The sequence below is a fragment of the Rhodococcus oryzae genome, from assembly GCF_005049235.1.
Classification (GTDB): Bacteria; Actinomycetota; Actinomycetes; order Mycobacteriales; family Mycobacteriaceae; genus Rhodococcus_G; species Rhodococcus_G oryzae.
The window spans coordinates 167,723-183,390 of the sequence record NZ_SUMD01000001.1; the positions used below are offsets into that span (position 1 = coordinate 167,723).

Annotated in this window: 18 protein-coding genes; 5 read left to right on the forward strand and 13 right to left on the reverse strand. The window is 69.9% G+C overall.

Going from position 1 to position 15,668, the window contains the following annotated elements; all coding sequences use genetic code 11:
- Positions 1-26 precede the first annotated feature (26 nt).
- Both FCG67_RS00725 and FCG67_RS00730 read left to right on the forward strand, forming a co-directional pair.
- Entirely contained in the window at positions 27-785 is a 759-nt protein-coding gene (locus FCG67_RS00725; RefSeq protein ID WP_136906292.1) for a DUF2786 domain-containing protein, read from the forward strand.
- Complete coding sequence (locus FCG67_RS00730) at positions 782-1,294, forward strand: TIGR04338 family metallohydrolase (RefSeq protein WP_136906294.1); 513 nt, start codon at positions 782-784, stop codon at positions 1,292-1,294. The genes FCG67_RS00725 and FCG67_RS00730 overlap by 4 nt, the downstream gene beginning before the upstream one ends.
- Positions 1,295-1,400: 106 nt before the next feature.
- Here the strand turns inward: FCG67_RS00730 and FCG67_RS00735 are convergent, their stop codons facing one another.
- The 6 genes from FCG67_RS00735 to FCG67_RS00760 form a co-directional block, all read right to left on the reverse strand.
- On the reverse strand, positions 1,401-1,724 hold the full coding sequence (locus tag FCG67_RS00735) for a DUF2469 domain-containing protein (RefSeq protein ID WP_072750096.1): 324 nt from the start codon (positions 1,722-1,724) through the stop codon (positions 1,401-1,403).
- Positions 1,725-1,761: 37 nt separating this feature from the next.
- On the reverse strand, positions 1,762-2,493 hold the full coding sequence (locus tag FCG67_RS00740; RefSeq protein ID WP_136906296.1) for a ribonuclease HII: 732 nt from the start codon (positions 2,491-2,493) through the stop codon (positions 1,762-1,764).
- Entirely contained in the window at positions 2,490-3,215 is a 726-nt protein-coding gene (gene lepB / locus FCG67_RS00745) for a signal peptidase I (protein WP_136907095.1), read from the reverse strand. The genes FCG67_RS00740 and lepB overlap by 4 nt, the downstream gene beginning before the upstream one ends.
- Before the next feature lie 122 nt (positions 3,216-3,337).
- Complete coding sequence (gene rplS, locus FCG67_RS00750) at positions 3,338-3,679, reverse strand: 50S ribosomal protein L19 (RefSeq protein ID WP_027499292.1); 342 nt, start codon at positions 3,677-3,679, stop codon at positions 3,338-3,340.
- A gap of 154 nt (positions 3,680-3,833) precedes the next feature.
- Positions 3,834-4,679 carry a hypothetical protein gene (locus FCG67_RS00755; RefSeq protein ID WP_136906297.1) on the reverse strand — a complete coding sequence of 282 codons (846 nt, stop codon included), beginning with the start codon at positions 4,677-4,679 and terminating at the stop codon, positions 3,834-3,836.
- On the reverse strand, positions 4,679-5,602 hold the full coding sequence (locus FCG67_RS00760; protein ID WP_136907097.1) for a formylglycine-generating enzyme family protein: 924 nt from the start codon (positions 5,600-5,602) through the stop codon (positions 4,679-4,681). Before FCG67_RS00760 ends, FCG67_RS00755 begins: the two co-directional genes overlap by 1 nt.
- 141 nt (positions 5,603-5,743) lie before the next feature.
- Here FCG67_RS00760 and FCG67_RS00765 point away from each other — a divergent pair, with 141 nt between their 5' ends.
- Entirely contained in the window at positions 5,744-6,415 is a 672-nt protein-coding gene (locus FCG67_RS00765; RefSeq protein ID WP_136906299.1) for a GAP family protein, read from the forward strand.
- Positions 6,416-6,483: 68 nt separating this feature from the next.
- Here FCG67_RS00765 and FCG67_RS00770 read toward each other — a convergent pair whose 3' ends face one another.
- From FCG67_RS00770 to rpsP, 5 genes are read right to left on the reverse strand one after another with little or no spacing between them, the layout of a single operon-like run.
- A complete protein-coding gene (locus tag FCG67_RS00770; protein WP_136906301.1) occupies positions 6,484-8,865 on the reverse strand; it encodes a Tex family protein in 2,382 nt (793 codons plus the stop codon).
- 27 nt (positions 8,866-8,892) lie between these two features.
- Positions 8,893-9,624 (reverse strand): tRNA (guanosine(37)-N1)-methyltransferase TrmD, encoded by a 732-nt coding sequence (trmD, locus tag FCG67_RS00775; protein ID WP_136906303.1) that lies wholly within the window; start codon positions 9,622-9,624, stop codon positions 8,893-8,895.
- A 2-nt stretch (positions 9,625-9,626) separates the two neighbouring features.
- Positions 9,627-10,154, reverse strand: a complete 528-nt coding sequence (rimM, locus tag FCG67_RS00780; protein WP_136906305.1) for a ribosome maturation factor RimM — start codon at positions 10,152-10,154, stop codon at positions 9,627-9,629.
- A 4-nt stretch (positions 10,155-10,158) separates the two neighbouring features.
- Positions 10,159-10,401, reverse strand: a complete 243-nt coding sequence (locus FCG67_RS00785) for an RNA-binding protein (RefSeq protein ID WP_027499286.1) — start codon at positions 10,399-10,401, stop codon at positions 10,159-10,161.
- Complete coding sequence (rpsP, locus tag FCG67_RS00790; protein ID WP_136906307.1) at positions 10,398-10,865, reverse strand: 30S ribosomal protein S16; 468 nt, start codon at positions 10,863-10,865, stop codon at positions 10,398-10,400. Before rpsP ends, FCG67_RS00785 begins: the two co-directional genes overlap by 4 nt.
- 283 nt (positions 10,866-11,148) lie before the next feature.
- Between rpsP and FCG67_RS00795 the strand changes: the two genes are divergently transcribed.
- The gene (locus FCG67_RS00795) at positions 11,149-12,099 is read left to right on the forward strand and encodes a DUF5336 domain-containing protein (RefSeq protein WP_136906309.1); all 951 of its coding nucleotides are present in this window, start codon (positions 11,149-11,151) and stop codon (positions 12,097-12,099) included.
- Positions 12,096-12,935 (forward strand): NADase-type glycan-binding domain-containing protein, encoded by an 840-nt coding sequence (locus tag FCG67_RS00800; protein ID WP_136906311.1) that lies wholly within the window; start codon positions 12,096-12,098, stop codon positions 12,933-12,935. The genes FCG67_RS00795 and FCG67_RS00800 overlap by 4 nt, the downstream gene beginning before the upstream one ends.
- 6 nt (positions 12,936-12,941) lie before the next feature.
- Here FCG67_RS00800 and FCG67_RS00805 read toward each other — a convergent pair whose 3' ends face one another.
- A complete protein-coding gene (locus FCG67_RS00805) occupies positions 12,942-14,051 on the reverse strand; it encodes an amidohydrolase family protein (protein ID WP_211243079.1) in 1,110 nt (369 codons plus the stop codon).
- A gap of 2 nt (positions 14,052-14,053) precedes the next feature.
- Entirely contained in the window at positions 14,054-15,643 is a 1,590-nt protein-coding gene (gene ffh / locus FCG67_RS00810) for a signal recognition particle protein (RefSeq protein WP_136906313.1), read from the reverse strand.
- Between the last annotated feature and the right edge of the window lie 25 nt (positions 15,644-15,668).

Below are 15,668 nucleotides of genomic sequence, written 5' to 3' on the forward strand. Positions count from 1 at the left end.
CGGTGCCGCGGTCTACGCTCGTCCGGGTGAGTTCCGAGAAGATGCTGGCCCGGATCGGCGGTCTGCTCCGCCAGGCCGAGTCCACCACCAATCCGCACGAGGCCCAGGCCTTCATGGAGGCCGCGCAGCGCCTGGCCACCGCGACCTCGATCGACCTCGCCGTCGCGCGCTCGCACACCTCGCGCCGCGAGCAGCGCGTCACCCCCACCCAGCGGGTCGTCGCGATCGGCGAGACCGGCAAGAAGGGCCTGCGCACCTACGTGCACCTGTTCGTCAGCATCGCGGCCGCCAACGACGTGCAGTGCGACGTCGCGCACAACTCGACGCAGGTGTTCGCCTACGGCTTCGGCACCGACATCGACGCCTGCGAGGCGCTGTACTCGAGCCTGCTCGTGCAGATGGTCCGGGCCTCGGACGCGTTCATCAAGTCGGGCGCGCACCGGCCGGTCGCCGGGGTCACGGCCCGGCTGAACTTCCAGCTCGCGTTCGCCGCCCGGATCGGCGAGCGGCTGGCCACCGCGAAGAAGGCCGCCGAGGCCGAGGCGGTGCGCGCGGACGAGTCCACGGGCACCGAACTGACAGGTACCGCGCTGGTGCTGCGCGACAAGCAGCTCGAGCTGTCCGACTTCTACCGTCAGACCTCGCAGGCGCGCGGGACCTGGCGGGGGTCCAAGGCCACAGCGGGGCACTCCTCGACCGCGCGGCGGGCGGGCGACAGGGCAGGCCGGGCCGCGCGCCTCGGCCACGCGCCGGAGCTCGCGGGCGCGAGGAAGCAGCTCGAGTGAGCACCGACCGCGACAGCCAGCGCTCCCGGGTGTACGAGGCGGAGTCCGTGGTGCGGAAGGTGTTCGACCGCGCCGACAAGGGGGCACGCGAACTCGAGCTGTTCGGCTCCACGATCACGCTGCCGGTGGAGCGGAAGTTCGCCTCGGTCGACTCGGTGCAGGACTACGCGGACCGGGTGCTGGCCCTGAACTGGGTGCGCGAGCGCTGGCCGGGCGCGGCCGTCCCGGTCACCGTCCGCGCGCGGGCCGGGGCGGCCGCCGCCCACTACGAGTCCGGCGCGGCGACCATCGCTGTCCCGCTGCACACCCGCGGCACGGCCTGGGCGCTGCGCGAGCTGGTGGTCCTGCACGAGCTCGCCCATCACCTCGAGCCGGACGGCGCGGCGCTGGCCCCGCACGGGCCGGAGTTCGTCGATCGCTACCTGGTCCTGGTCGACGAGATCATCGGCGGCGAGGCCGCCTTCGTGCTGCGGACCACGATGCTGGAGAACGGTGTCCGGATCGCCTGACCCGCGCCCGCCCGACATCGCGCACACCCATTGACGAGAACGCACACCCGTTCAGCGATCAACGGGTGTGCGATCTCGGCAAAAAGTGTGCGGCGGCGTGCTCGCCCTACTCCCCGAACGGCCCGTTCTCGGGCAGCCGCAGGTCGGACTTCTCCAGCTCCTCGATGTTGACGTCCTTGAAGGTGATGACCCGGACGTGCTTGACGAACCGCGCGGGGCGGTACATGTCCCACACCCAGGCGTCGGCCATCCGCACCTCGAAGTAGATCTCCCCGTCCGCGTTGTGCGGGATCAGCTCGACGGAGTTCGCCAGGTAGAACCGGCGTTCGGTCTCCACTACGTAGGCGAACTGGCCGACGATGTCCTTGTACTCACGGTAGAGCGAGAGCTCCATCTCCGTTTCGTACTTCTCGAGATCTTCGGCACTCATCTGTTTCGCCGTCCTCCTGCTCTGTGGTGAACCATCATCATCCCGCACGCACCTCCGCGGTGTACATTTCGCCCACCCCATCGGCCACCAAGCGGTCCTCGCGCACCGGATCGCGCTGCATCAGTCGCGCCGCGGCGACGTTCGCGTACGACATCCGGTGCTCACGACTCGGGCCGAGCGCGGCCATCGCCGCGGTGTGCGCGGCCGTGCTGTACCCCTTGTGCGCGGCGAACCCGTACCCGGGCAGGTCCGTGTCCATCGCCACCATCGTGCGGTCGCGCGAGACCTTCGCCAGCACGCTGGCCGCCGCGATACACGCCGCCGACGCGTCGCCGCCGATCACCGGCAGCGACGGCGCGGGCAGGCCCGGCACCCGAAACCCGTCCGTCAGAACGTATCCCGGGGACAACGCCAGGCCCGCGACCGCGCGCCGCATGCCCTCGATGTTCGCCACGTGCACGCCGAGCGAGTCGACCTCCCACGCCGGGATCTCCACGATGCACCAGGCCCTGGCGATGCGCGTGATGGCGGGGAACAGCTCCTCCCGCGTCCGCTCGGTCAGCTTCTTGGAGTCGTCGAGGTTCGCCAGGGCCGGGTGCAGCTTGGGCCCGAGCGCGCAGGCGGCGACCACGAGCGGACCCGCGCACGCGCCACGGCCGGCCTCGTCGACGCCCACCACGGGGCCGAGGCCGCTACGGATGAGGGCAGACTCCATCGTCCGCAGGCCAGCCGCTCTGCGGATGATCGTCCTCGGTGGCCAGGTACTCACTGTCCTTGGATATCAGGCGAATCGATGAGGCCCCAACGCGAGGGCGGCAGCACGATGGCGACGGCCTTGCCGATGACGTTGTCCACGGGCACGCTTCCGTTGTACTCGTCGCCGACGTGATAGCGCGAGTCCGCGGAGTTGCTGCGGTTGTCGCCCATCATCCAGAGGTTGCCCTCGGGGACGGTGACGGGACCGAAGCAGCGACCCGACTTGAGCGGGGTGTCGCAGGTCTGGGTGCCCGGGGTGAAGGGGAAGTCGGTGACGACGTACGGCTCGTCGATCGGCTTGCCGTCGACCAGGATCCGGCCCTGGTCGTCGCAGCATTCGACGGTCTGACCACCGGTCGCGATGACCCGCTTGACCAGATCGTTCTCGTCCGGCGGCACCAGGCCGACCAGGGAACCGAACTCCTGCAATCCGCGGACCACCGGGTTGTCGGAGCGGGTGGACGACCAGCCGCTGTTCCAGGACTCCGGGCCCTTGAACACGATCACGTCACCGGGCTGCGGGTCGCCGAAGCGGTAGCTGATCTTCTCGACGGCGATCCGGTCGCCGGTGCAGCCGGCGCAACCGTGCAGCGTGGGTTCCATCGACTCCGACGGAATCAGGTACACCCTGACGATGAAGGTCTGCAGCAGAAAGCTCATCACGAGCGCGACGAGAATGAGGATGGGGAGTTCCCGCCAGAACGAGCGGGGTTTCTTCTCGACCCTCCCCGACATCGGTTCGGGGGATTCGGCACCGTCCGGCGCCGTCGATTCCTGAGGGGTATTTACCACCGGAACAGGTTAGCCCGGCCCCGGAACGGTGGTGCTGTTCCGGGGCCGGGCCGACGAGAAAAAGATCAGCGCTTTTCCTTGATCTTGGCGGCCTTGCCACGCAGATCGCGGAGGTAGTACAGCTTGGCGCGACGGACGTCACCACGGGTGAGGACCTCGACCTGAGCAATGTTGGGGCTGTGCACCGGGAAGGTGCGCTCGACGCCGACGCCGAAGGAGACCTTGCGAACGGTGAAGGTCTCGCGGATGCCGCCGCCCTGGCGACGGATCACGACGCCCTTGAAGACCTGCACGCGCTCCTTCGAGCCTTCGATGACCTTGACGTGCACGTTCAGGGTGTCGCCGGGACGGAACTCCGGAATGTCGTCGCGGAGAGAGCGGGCGTCCAGAAAGTCCAGGGTGTTCATCGGTTGTTCCATCCTTGCGTTTTCGCACGAGTAGAGGAACCGAGCGGCACTGCTCACGCTGTGCTCGGCTGGTTCGTACTCCGATTAGGTAGGTGTGGCCTGTACAGGCAACCCGTCAATTGTGCCAGACGACCAGGACGGGACGAAATCGGGACTACCGAGGCACCCGCTCGTGGTGCGGGGCCGGGGGCGCGGCCTGCACGGTCCGCTCCAGCTCCTGCTCGGTCGCGGCCTTCGCGTGCTCGACGCTCGGCTTGCCCGCGACGAGGTCCTGGACGTAGATCTTCGCCCGGACCGCCGGCCGGTGGTAGCGCTTCTCCCGTTCGATCGCCCGCAGCATCCGCTTGGGCCGCTCCGCGTAGCGCCACCGCGCCCACGGCGCCCCGGGTCGGCTCAACCGGATCGCGCCGACCAGGAGCACCGGGAAGACGAACATCCCCAGCAGGGCGGTCCAGATCTTGCCCTTGGCGATCACCACCGCCGCGACCATCAGGCCCAACACGGTGACCAGCACCACCAACCCGCGCACCCACCAGGGCTCCTGCCCGCGGAAGTCCTCGACGTCCAGGATCGCCGTCGGGCGGGCACCGAGCAGCAGCAGTCCGGTCACCCCGATTGCGACGAACACCGCGTCGACGGAGGTCCGGCCCTGCTCCGCCCAGTAGACGTCCTTGAGGTAGAAGATCAGCGCGAACTCGTCGAGCACCAGCGCGGCGCCGACCCCGAAGACGCCGGCGAGCACCGCGCCGGTGGTCGAGCTGCCGTCCTCGAAAACCGCGATCAACCACCCGCCGCTGACGAGCATGGCCACCACGCCGAAAACCACGTGATGCACGTGCTGGCCGCCCGGGGTCACGTTGCCGGGCCACCACCGGACCTTGGCGCGGATCATCCGCACGCTGAGCCGGATGAACGCGAAGCCGCCGATGAAACCCAGGAAGAACATGAGCAGCGGCAGCTTGCCCGGCTCGACGATCGCCCGCTGCAGCCAGTGGTCCATCAGCTCGGCCCCGGCGACCTGACGATGCAGCGGAACCCGAGGTGGCAGGTCGAGGTCTCCTCGGTCTCGCCCTGGCGGGCGGCGGGGCGATAGCGGAGGCAGTAGTTGGGCGCGCACAGGTGCGAGCCGCCCTTGATGACCCGGCGCGGGTAGCTCTCGCCCTCGGTCTGCGCCGCCGACTCCGACCTCGGATTGCGCGGGATGCAGCACGAGCTCGCCGGGTTGACGTTCTTCCCGCCCGCGCTGTGATCGGCGGTGTGGAGGTCGGTGGTCCACTCCCAGACGTTGCCCGCGACGTCCAGGAGCCCGTAGCCGTTGGGCTTGAAACTCCCGACCGGCGAGGTCCCGACGAACCCGTCCTCGACGAGGTTCTGCCACGGGAACTGGCCCTGCCAGGTGTTGGCCTGCTGCTTTCCGCCGGGGGTGTACTCGTCGCCCCACGCGTATGCCGTGCGGTCGAGACCGCCGCGGGCGGCGAACTCCCATTCGGCCTCGGTCGGCAGCTCCTTGCCCGCCCACGCGGCGTAGGCCTGGGCGTCCGCGTAGGCGACGTGCGTGACCGGGTGCCGCTCGCGCCCGCCGACGTTGCTGTCCGGGCCCTCCGGGTGACGCCAGTCCGCGCCCGGCACCCAGGACCACCACTGCTGGTAGTCGTCGAGCGAGACCGGTCCGGGCGGCGGGGTGAACACCAGCGAGCCGGGCACCAGCAGCGCCGGGTCGGCGTCGGGGTAGTCGGCGGGGTCGGGCGCGGTCTCGGCGACGGTGACGTGGCCGGCGTCCTTCACGAAACGCCGGAACTCCGCGACGGTCACCTGGTGGGTGTCCATCCAGAAGCCGTCCACCTCGACCTGATGGACGGGCTTCTCCTCCGGGTAGAAGTCCTCCGAGCCCATCCAGAAGAGACCGCCCGGCACCCAGGACATGTTCTTGAGTGGGGTGTTCAACGACTGGGTGTTCGACGCCATGCAAGGAAGCATGTCACCTCACCCGCACCGGGCGCAGCCACCTCCGGTCACCCTTTTCGGGTGGTTCCCGCCCACCCGGCGGCTGAGACCATGCCAACCATGGGAACTGCCATTGGTGACATTCTTCCGCTCGCGCTCGGCGTCGCGATCAGTCCGATCCCGATCATCGCCGCGATCCTCATGCTGCTGACACCGAAGGCGGGGAGCACCGCGACGGCGTTCACCGCAGGCTGGGTTCTCGGCATCGCGCTCGGGTACACGGTGATCGTGACGATCGCCAGCGTGGTCGGCCTGGACAGCTCGTCGGGCGGGAACGCGACGACCGCGACCATCAAGATCGTCCTTGGCGTCGCCCTGCTCTGGCTGGCGCTCAAGCAATGGCGGAGCAGGCCCGCGCCCGGCGCGGAGCCGACCATGCCCGGCTGGCTCGCCGCCATCGACAAGGTCACCCCGGGCAAGGCGCTTGGACTCGGCTTCGCGCTCTCCGCGGTGAACCCGAAGAACCTGCTGATGATCGTCGGCGCGGCGGTGGCCGTCGCCAACCTCGGGGTCAGCGGCGCCACGCTGGTGGTCACCGGGGTGGTCTTCACGGTCCTCGCCGCCAGCACGGTGGCCGTGCCGGTGATCGCCTACTTCGTCGCCAAGGAAAAGGCCACGGTCTGGCTGCAGAACCTCAAGTCCTGGCTGACCGCCAACAACGCGGCCGTGATGGCGACGCTGCTGCTGGTGATCGGTGTCGTGATGATCGGCAAGGGGCTCGGCGGGTACTAGGCGCTGCGCGCCTGTGCGCGGTTGACGAGTCTCTGGACTCGTCAACCGCGCACAGGCGGCGGAGCCGCCTACTTGCCGAAGCCGGCCTTGCGGAGGGCGTCCGCCATCGAGCCGCTCGCCGGGCTGCTGCCGCCCGATCCGCCGCCCTGACGCTGGCCGCCGCCCCGCTGCCCGCCCTGACGCTGACCGCCACCCTGACGTGATCCGCCGTCCCGCTGGCCGCCACCCTGACGCTGACCACCCGCGGCGCGCTGTCCGCCGCCCTGGCCGTCCTGCTTGGCGGCGCCGGGCTCGTCGTCCAGGCGCAGGCTCAGCCCGATGCGCTGGCGCGGGAGGTCGACCTCCATCACCTTCACCTTGACGACGTCGCCGGACTTGACCACCTCGCGCGGGTCCTTCACGAAGTTGTGCGACATCGCGGAGACGTGCACGAGCCCGTCCTGGTGCACGCCGACGTCGACGAAGGCGCCGAAGGCCGCGACGTTGGTGACCACGCCCTCGAGCGTCATACCGGGCTTGAGGTCGGCGACCTTCTCCACACCCGTCGCGAACGTCGCGGTCTTGAACTCCGGGCGCGGGTCGCGGCCCGGCTTCTCCAGCTCGGCGATGATGTCGGTGACGGTCGGGATACCGAACTTGTCGTCGGCGAAGTCCTGCGGCCGCAGCGCACGCAGCGCCGTGGTGTTGCCGATGATCTCCTTGACGCCGGTTCCGGTGGCCTCCACGATCCGCCGCACGATGGGATACGCCTCGGGGTGCACCGCGGAGGCGTCCAGCGGGTCGTCGCCGTCGGTGATCTTGAGGAAGCCCGCGCACTGCTCGAACGCCTTGGGGCCCAGCCGCACGACGTCGAGGATGCCTGCGCGGGCGCGGAAGGGACCGTTCGCGTCGCGGTGCGCGACGATGGATTCGGCCAGCGAGCCGGTGATACCCGAGACCCGCGAGAGCAGCGGCACCGATGCGGTGTTGACGTCGACGCCGACCGCGTTCACCGCGTCCTCGACCACCGCGGCAAGCGAGCGCGCCAGCAGCGTCTCGGAGATGTCGTGCTGGTACTGGCCGACGCCGATCGACTTCGGGTCGATCTTCACCAGCTCGGCAAGCGGGTCCTGCAGCCGACGCGCGATCGACACCGCGCCGCGGATGGACACGTCCAGGTCCGGCAGCTCGGCGGAGGCGTACGCGGACGCCGAGTACACAGAGGCGCCCGCCTCCGAGACCATCACCTTGGTGAGCCCGGCCTCCGGGAACTTCTTGATCAGGTCCGCGGCCAGCGCGTCCGTCTCGCGCGAGGCGGTGCCGTTGCCGATCGCGATCAGGTCGACCTTGTGCTTGGCGGCCAGCGCGGCGAGCGTCGCGAGCGACTGGTCCCATTTGTTGGCCGGCTGGTGCGGGTAGATGGTGTCGTACGCGAGCACCTTGCCGGTGGAGTCGACGACGGCGACCTTGGTGCCGGTCCGGAATCCGGGGTCGAGGCCCATCGTGGCGCGGGTGCCCGCGGGCGCGGCCAGCAGCAGGTCCTTGAGGTTCATCGCGAACACGTCGACTGCGTCCCGCTCGGCGGACTGACGCAGCCGCATCCGGGTGTCGATGCCGAGCGTGATGAGCATCTTGGTCTTCCAGGCCCAGCGGACCGTGTCGAGCAGCCACCGGTCCGCGGCACGTCCGCGGTCCGCGACGCCGAACCGGCCGGCGATGCGGCCCTCGTAGACGCTGACCTCGCCGAGCGGGAGCTCCTCGGTCTCGGGGTCGAGGGTCAGCGAGAGCACCTCCTCCTTCTCGCCGCGGAACATGGCGAGGATGCGGTGGCTGGGCAGCTTGCCGAAGGGCTCGGAGAACTCGAAGTAGTCGGCGAACTTGGCGCCCTCGGTCTCCTTGCCCTTGCGGACGGCGGACTTGACCTGGCCGCGGGTCCACATCAGCTCGCGCAGCTCGCCGACCAGGTCGGCGTCCTCGGCGAACTGCTCGACCAGGATGGCGCGGGCACCCTCGAGCTGCTCGGCGGTGTACTGCGCGGGGTCGGTGGTCGGGTCCGACAGCAGGGCGTCGGCGACGGGCTGGTGCCCGGCCTCGCGCGCGATTTGCGCCTTGGTGCGCCGCTTCGGCTTGAACGGCAGGTAGATGTCCTCGAGGCGGGCCTTGGTGTCCGCGAGCATGATCTGCGCCTCGAGCTCGGGATCGAGCTTGTCCTGGGAGCGGATCGACTCGAGCACCGCGACACGGCGCTCGTCGAGCTCACGCAGGTACCGCAGCCGCTCCTCGAGGGTGCGCAGCTGGGCGTCGTCGAGGGTCCCGGTGACCTCCTTGCGGTACCGGGCGATGAAGGGAACCGTCGCGCCGCCGTCGAGCAGATCGACCGCCGCGCGGACCTGCTCTTCCCGGACGCCGAGTTCCTCCGCGATGCGCGCGTTGACTGATTTCAGAGCTGGTGCATTCGGAGCTGAGGTCACGGCGATCGACCCTACCGGCAGGCACCGTCAGGGCTCGAGAACTGAGCGATCCGCGTCGGTGAGCTCGACGTGTTCGAGCAGGTCGGGGCGGCGTTCGCCGGTGCGCAACAGCGACTGTTCCCGGCGCCAGCGGGCCACCTTGGCGTGGTCACCGGAGAGCAGGATCGGCGGCACCTCGAGCTCACGCCAGCTCACCGGCCGGGTGTAGCTCGGACCCTCCAGCAGGCCGTCGGAGAACGAATCCTCTTGGTGCGACTGCTGATTGCCGAGCACGCCGGGGAGCAGCCGGACGACGGCCTCGGCCATCACCAGCACCGCGGCCTCGCCCCCGATGAGGACGTAGTCGCCGATGCTGACCTCCTCGACCCGCACCCGCCTGGCCGCGTCGTCGAACACCCGCTGATCGATGCCCTCGTAGCGGCCGCAGGCGAACACGAGGCGCTTCTCCCCCGCCCATCGGTGCGCGGTGTCCTGTGTGAAGGGCACGCCCGCCGGGGTGGGGACCACCAGCAGCGTGTCCGGGTCCGGGTCAGTGCCGAGCACCTCGTCCAGTGCCTCGCCCCACACGGTCGGCTTCATCACCATGCCCGGGCCGCCGCCGTACGGAGAGTCGTCGACCGCCTTGTGGACGTCGTGCGTCCAGTCCCGCAGGTCGTGCACGCCGACGGAGATCAGGCCCTTGTCGATGGCCTTGCCCAGCAACGCCGTTCGCAACGGCTCGAGGTACTCGGGGAAGATCGTGATGACGTCGAGGCGCACAGCTACTCCGGATTCAGAAGTCCCTCAGGCGGATCGATCTCGATGACTCCGTCGGCGACGGACACGGAGGTGACGATGGCCGCGACGAACGGGATCAGGATCTCGCCGGTCTTCTGCCCCTCCGGACGCACGGAGAGCAACTCTCCCGCGGCCGAGTGCAGCACCTCGATGACGGAGCCGACCGGGGTGCCGTCGCCCAGCCGGACGGCGAGGCCCTCGAGCTCGTGGTCGTAGAACTCATCGGGATCATCCGACGGCGCCAGGTCCGCGGTGTCGACGATGAACAGCGTGCCGCGGATCGCGTCCGACGCCGTGCGATCGTCGATCCCCTTGAGACGCAGCAGAAGCCGCCCGGAGTGTTCCCGGGCGGCTTCCACCGTGTAGCTGGTGAGTTTCTGCTCGCGGGGCTTGCGGCCGTGCAGCACGGTGCCGACCGCAAAACGCTCTTCGGGATCGTCGGTCCGTATGTCTACGGCCAACTCACCCCTGATGCCGTGTGACTTGGCCACACGCCCGATGACGAGCTCCACTGATTTACTGATCGGTGTCGACCACGTCGACGCGGATACCGCGGCCACCGATACCGGTGACCAGGGTCCGCAACGCGGTGGCGGTGCGTCCGCCACGACCGATGACCTTGCCCAGGTCCTCGGGGTTCACGTGCACCTCGACCGTCCGCCCACGGCGTCCGGTCGAGAGCTCGACCCGGACGTCGTCGGGGTTGGCGACGATGCCGCGAACGAGCTGTTCGACGGCATCGGCGACAACGGCACTCACTTGTCAGCAGCCTCGGAATCCGCGGCGGCCTCGGCCTCGGCGGGGGCCTCGGTGGCCTCCTCCGTGTCGGCCTTCTTGGCGGCCTTCTTCTTCGGGGTGATGGCCTCGGCCACCGGCTCGCTGTCGGCCTGCGCCAGCGCGGCCTGGAAGAGCTCCAGCTTGGACGGCTTGGCTTCCTTGACCTTCAGGGTGCCCTCGGTGCCCGGCAGGCCCTTGAACTTCTGCCAGTCGCCGGTGATCTTGAGCAGGTTCTCGACCGGCTCGGTCGGCTGCGCGCCGACACCCAGCCAGTACTGCGCACGCTCCGAGTCGATCTCGATCAGGGAGGGCTCTTCCTTGGGGTGGTACTTGCCGATGGTCTCGATCGCACGGCCGTTGCGGCGGGTGCGAGAGTCGGCGATGACGATGCGGTAGTGCGGGGTGCGGATCTTGCCGAGCCGCATGAGCTTGATCTTGACAGCCATGGTGGAGCCTTTCAGATGGTCACGGCGCAATTCAGCGATGCGCAAGGCCTGCGCACCCGGTTTCGCGTTGAGGGGTTGTCGTGACCGCCGCGCGGTACGTAACCGGAGACGGGCGAACAGCGGTCCATTCTGCCAGACGATGAGGTCGCTCCGTTAATCGCCCGCGGCCGCCGGTGTTTCGCCCTTCCGCGGGCGCCCCCTCGGCCTAGACTTCGTTGGCACGTCATCACCGCAGGTCGGTGACGAATTCGACCGAAGTCGTCGCTCGTTCACAAGGGGGATCATGTCCAACGCGCCGTTCGCAGCGCCCATCGCGGGGCCACCGGTTCCGGCCGTCGGCCGACCGAACGCACTGGGCATCGCAGTGCTCACGCTCGGCCTACTCAACCTGTTGCTCGGCTTCGGCCCCTACTTCGTCGTCCGAACCTCCGGCGATGTGATCAACATCAGCGGCTTCCTCCTCCCGCAGGCCCTGCTCGTCGTCGTCTTCCTGCTGTTCTCCGGCATCAGTGCGGGCCTGTCCACCGTGTCCCGGCTGTCCCAGTTCCCCGGCGCGGCGCCGGTCCTGCGGGCCATCGCGACCGCCGCGGCCGCGGTCGGCGCCCTGTTGGCCCTGTTCCTGCTGATCGCGATCAGCAACGTCCCCACCTTCACCGGCAACTTCTTCGACGATTCCGACGACGAGAGCCTGGCCGTCTCGCTCGGCTGGGGCGGCATCGCGATCCTCGTCCTGTCGATCCTGCAGACCGTCGCGGCGTTCCTCGCCCTGGCCTACGACCTCGGGCTGGTGCAGCCCCGCGCCGCCCGCGTACTCGATCTGGGCGCCGGTCTCCCGCCCGCACCGGCCGAGCACCTGGACGCGGAGGTCCCCGGGACGCCGCCGCCCGCGCTCGGGTCGCCCGCCCCGACCAAGCCGTACACGCAGGCACTGGCGCTCGATCCGTACACGCCTCTGCAGACGCTCGGGCACATTGCCCAGTCCGATGCCGCGTTGCGGCCGTACGTCGCGGCCAACCCCAGCGCCTATCCCGACCTGCTGGACTGGCTGGCCGAGCTGGGCGACCCCGAGGTGGACGCCGCACTGAAGGCACGCCCGGACCGCACCGAAGCCAAGCCCGGGGACGAGACGACGGACAAGGACGCGGACGCGCCCGCCGACAAGGACAAGGGCGAGGCCGACAAGTCCGCGAAGCAGTCCACCGACAAGGCCGCCCAGAAGGTGGAGGCCCCGTGACCCCCGACGACGGACCTCGCCCCGCCGCCGAGGCGACTCCCCCGCCGCCACCGCCCCCGCCGCCCGCCCAGCCCTTTTTCGACGCGCCCAATGGGCCAGCTCCCGCGCCCGCGCCCGGGCGCGGGCCGCTGTCCTGGAAGGGCTGGCTCGGCATCATCGCTGCCGTCACCGCCGCAGTCGTGCTGCTCGCCGGCGGCGGCTTCCTGCTCAACTCGACGCTGGCCCGCGACACGAACGGCGAGGCGACGGCAGCCACGGAGGAATCCGCCGACGGCGACGCCTTCGGCGGTGGCGACTTCGGCGACTTCGGAACCGACCCCGCCGCGATCACCCCGACCGGTGCCGTCCCCACCTGCGCCGCCTACCCGCCCGCTGTCGACTCCACCGGGCGCAAGAACTCCTACGAGGCCCCGAACGCCACCGACGGCGACGTCACCACCGCCTGGCGCTGCGCGGGCACCAAGGGCCAGGTGCTCTCGGTGAGCTTCGCCTGCAAGCTCGACCTCACCTCCGTCGGGATCGATCCCGGCTACGACAAGAAGGACGTGGACGGCTCGGACCGATTCGCGCAGAACCGCAAGGTCACGAAGGTGACCTGGGCCTTCGATGACGGCACCTCGGTCGTCCAGGAGGTCCGGCCGGAGCGCGGCATCCAGGCGCTCGATGTCGACAAGGCGGCCAAGACGGTCACCCTGACGATCAACGAGACAGTCGACGGTCAGCCGGTGAAGAACGCGGCAGGCCAGGAATCCGCGCCGTTCAACGACGTCACCTCGGTCAGCGAGGTCCGGTTCACCGGTCGCGCCGATGCCGGGGCCGATCCCTGCGTCAAATAGACCGCATCACACGACCTGGCCGCGCACCTCGACCACCCGGCCGCGCAGCATGACCAGGTCCGGGGCGGCGAGCACCTCGGGCCCGGTGCGCGGGTCCTGCTCGTAGACGAGCAGGTCGGCGGGCGCGCCGGGCTCGAGCCCGGGCCGACCGAGCCAGGCCCTGGCGTCCCAGCAGGCCGCGCCGAGGGCGCGCGTCGGTCCCAGTCCGGCCTGCGCGAGCGCGGCGACCTCGTCCGCGACCCGCCCGTGCACGATCGAGCCGCCGGCGTCGGTGCCCGCGTAGATCGGGATGCCCGCGTCGTGCGCGTCGCCGACGGTGCGACGGACCCGCGAGTGCAGCTCCCGCATGTGGCGTGCGTAGGCCGGGTACCGGGTGGCCGAGTCCGCGATGCCGGGGAAGGTGTCGATGTTGATCAGCGTCGGCACCAGCGCGGTGCCGCGTTCGACCATCAGCTCGATCGTCTCCGAGGTCAGGCCGGTGCCGTGCTCGATGCAGTCGATGCCTGCGTTGATCAGGCCCGGCAGCGCGTCCTCGGAGAAGACGTGCGCGGTCACCCGGGCGCCGACCCTGTGTGCGGCCTCGATGGACTCCTTGAGGATGTCGTCGCTCCACAGCGGGCGCAGGTCCCCCACCGAGCGATCGATCCAGTCCCCGACGATCTTGACCCAGCCGTCGCCGAGCAGCGCCTGCTGGGTGACCGCCTCCGGCAGCTGCGACTCGTCCTCGAGATCGACGGCAAGGCCGGGGATGTACCGCTTCGGCATCGCGATGTGCCGACCGGCCCGGATGATCCGCGGCAGGTCCTCGCGCGCGTCGAGGTCCCGGGTGTCCACCGGCGACCCCGCGTCGCGCAGCAGCAGCGCCCCGACCGCGCGTTCGGCCTCGGCCTGCGCGATCATTCCCGGCCGGTCCTCGTGACCCCCGCCGTACTTGATACCGACGTGGCAGTGCGCGTCGACCAGCCCGGGCAGGATCCAGCCCGATTCGCACAGCGACTCCGCGCCGGGCACCGGCTGATCGGAGATCACCCCGCCGCCGACCCACAGTTCCAGCGGCTGCCCGTCGGGCAACCCGACACCGCGCAGCCGGAAGGAACCTGGGCGGGCAGGCGCCACGGCTACTTCTTGGGCAGCTTCAGCTGGGACAGGTCGATGCCCTCGAGGCCGGGCGGCAGCTCGTCGAGACCCTTCGGCATCTTCGACAGGTCCATGCCCGCGGGCAGTCCGGGGAACCCGGCGGGCATCCCACCCGGCATCCCACCGGGCATGCCCGGGAAGCCGCCGCGGATCTTCGGCTGCGTCGGCCCCTTGCCGCCCTTCTTGCCCTTCTTGCCCTTCTTGCTGCGCTGGTTGGCGCGGGCTCCAGGCATCCCCATCCGGCCTGCCATCGCGGCCATCATCTTGCGGGCCTCGAAGAACCGGTCCACCAACTGGTTGACGTCGGAGACCTTGACACCGGAGCCGTTGGCGATGCGCAGCCGACGGGAGGCGTTGATGATCTTCGGGTCGTCGCGCTCCGCGGGCGTCATGCCGCGGATGATCGCCTGGACCCGATCGAGCTGCTTTTCGTCGACGTTGGCGAGCGCGTCCTTCATCTGCCCGGCGCCGGGCAGCATGCCGAGCAGGTTGCCGATCGGGCCCATCTTCCGCACGGCCATCATCTGCTCGAGGAAGTCCTCGAGGGTGAGCTGGCCGGAACCGATCTTCTGGGCGGTGGCCTCGGCCTGCTTCGCGTCGAAGACCTGCTCGGCCTGCTCGATCAGGCTGAGCACGTCGCCCATGCCGAGGATCCGGCTGGCCATCCGGTCCGGGTGGAAGACGTCGAAGTCCTCGAGCTTCTCGCCCGTGGAGGCGAACATGATCGGCTCGCCGGTGATCTCGCGGACGCTCAGCGCGGCACCGCCGCGGGCGTCGCCGTCGAGCTTGGTGAGCACCACGCCGGTGAAGCCGACGCCCGCACGGAACGCCTCCGCCGTCTGGACGGCGTCCTGACCGGTCATCGCGTCGAGGACGAACAGGATCTCGTCCGGGTTGACGGCGTCGCGGATGCCCGCCGCCTGACCCATCAGCTCCTCGTCGATGCCGAGGCGTCCGGCGGTGTCGACGATCACCACGTCGTGCTGCTTGGCCCTGGCCTCCGCGATGCCCTGCCGGGCGATGTCGACCGGGTCGGCGGCGGACTGACCCAGCGCGTTCTCGCCGCCGCCGATCGAGGTGCCCGGGTGCGGCGCGTACACCGCGGCGCCCGCGCGCTCACCGACGATCTGGAGCTGGCTGACCGCGCCCGGACGCTGCAGATCGCAGGCCACCAGGAGCGGCGTGTGTCCCTGCCCGGTCAGCCACTTCGCGAGCTTGCCCGCGAGGGTGGTCTTACCGGAGCCCTGCAGGCCGGCCAGCATGATGACGGTCGGCGGGTTCTTCGCGAACCGGAGCCGCCTGGTCTCGCCGCCGAGGATCCCGACGAGCTCTTCGTTGACGATCTTGACGACCTGCTGCGCCGGGTTCAGTGCACCGGAGACCTCGGCGCCCTTGGCGCGCACCTTGATCTTCTCGATGAAGGCGCGCACCACGGGCAGCGCAACGTCGGCCTCGAGCAGGGCGAGCCGGATCTCCCTGCAGGTGGCATCGATGTCGGCGCCGGAGAGGCGCCCCTTGCCCCGGAGGTCCTTGAGGGCACCGGTCAACCTGTCGGAAAGGGATTCGAACACCGATCGGGCTCCTGGCTGTCGCGTG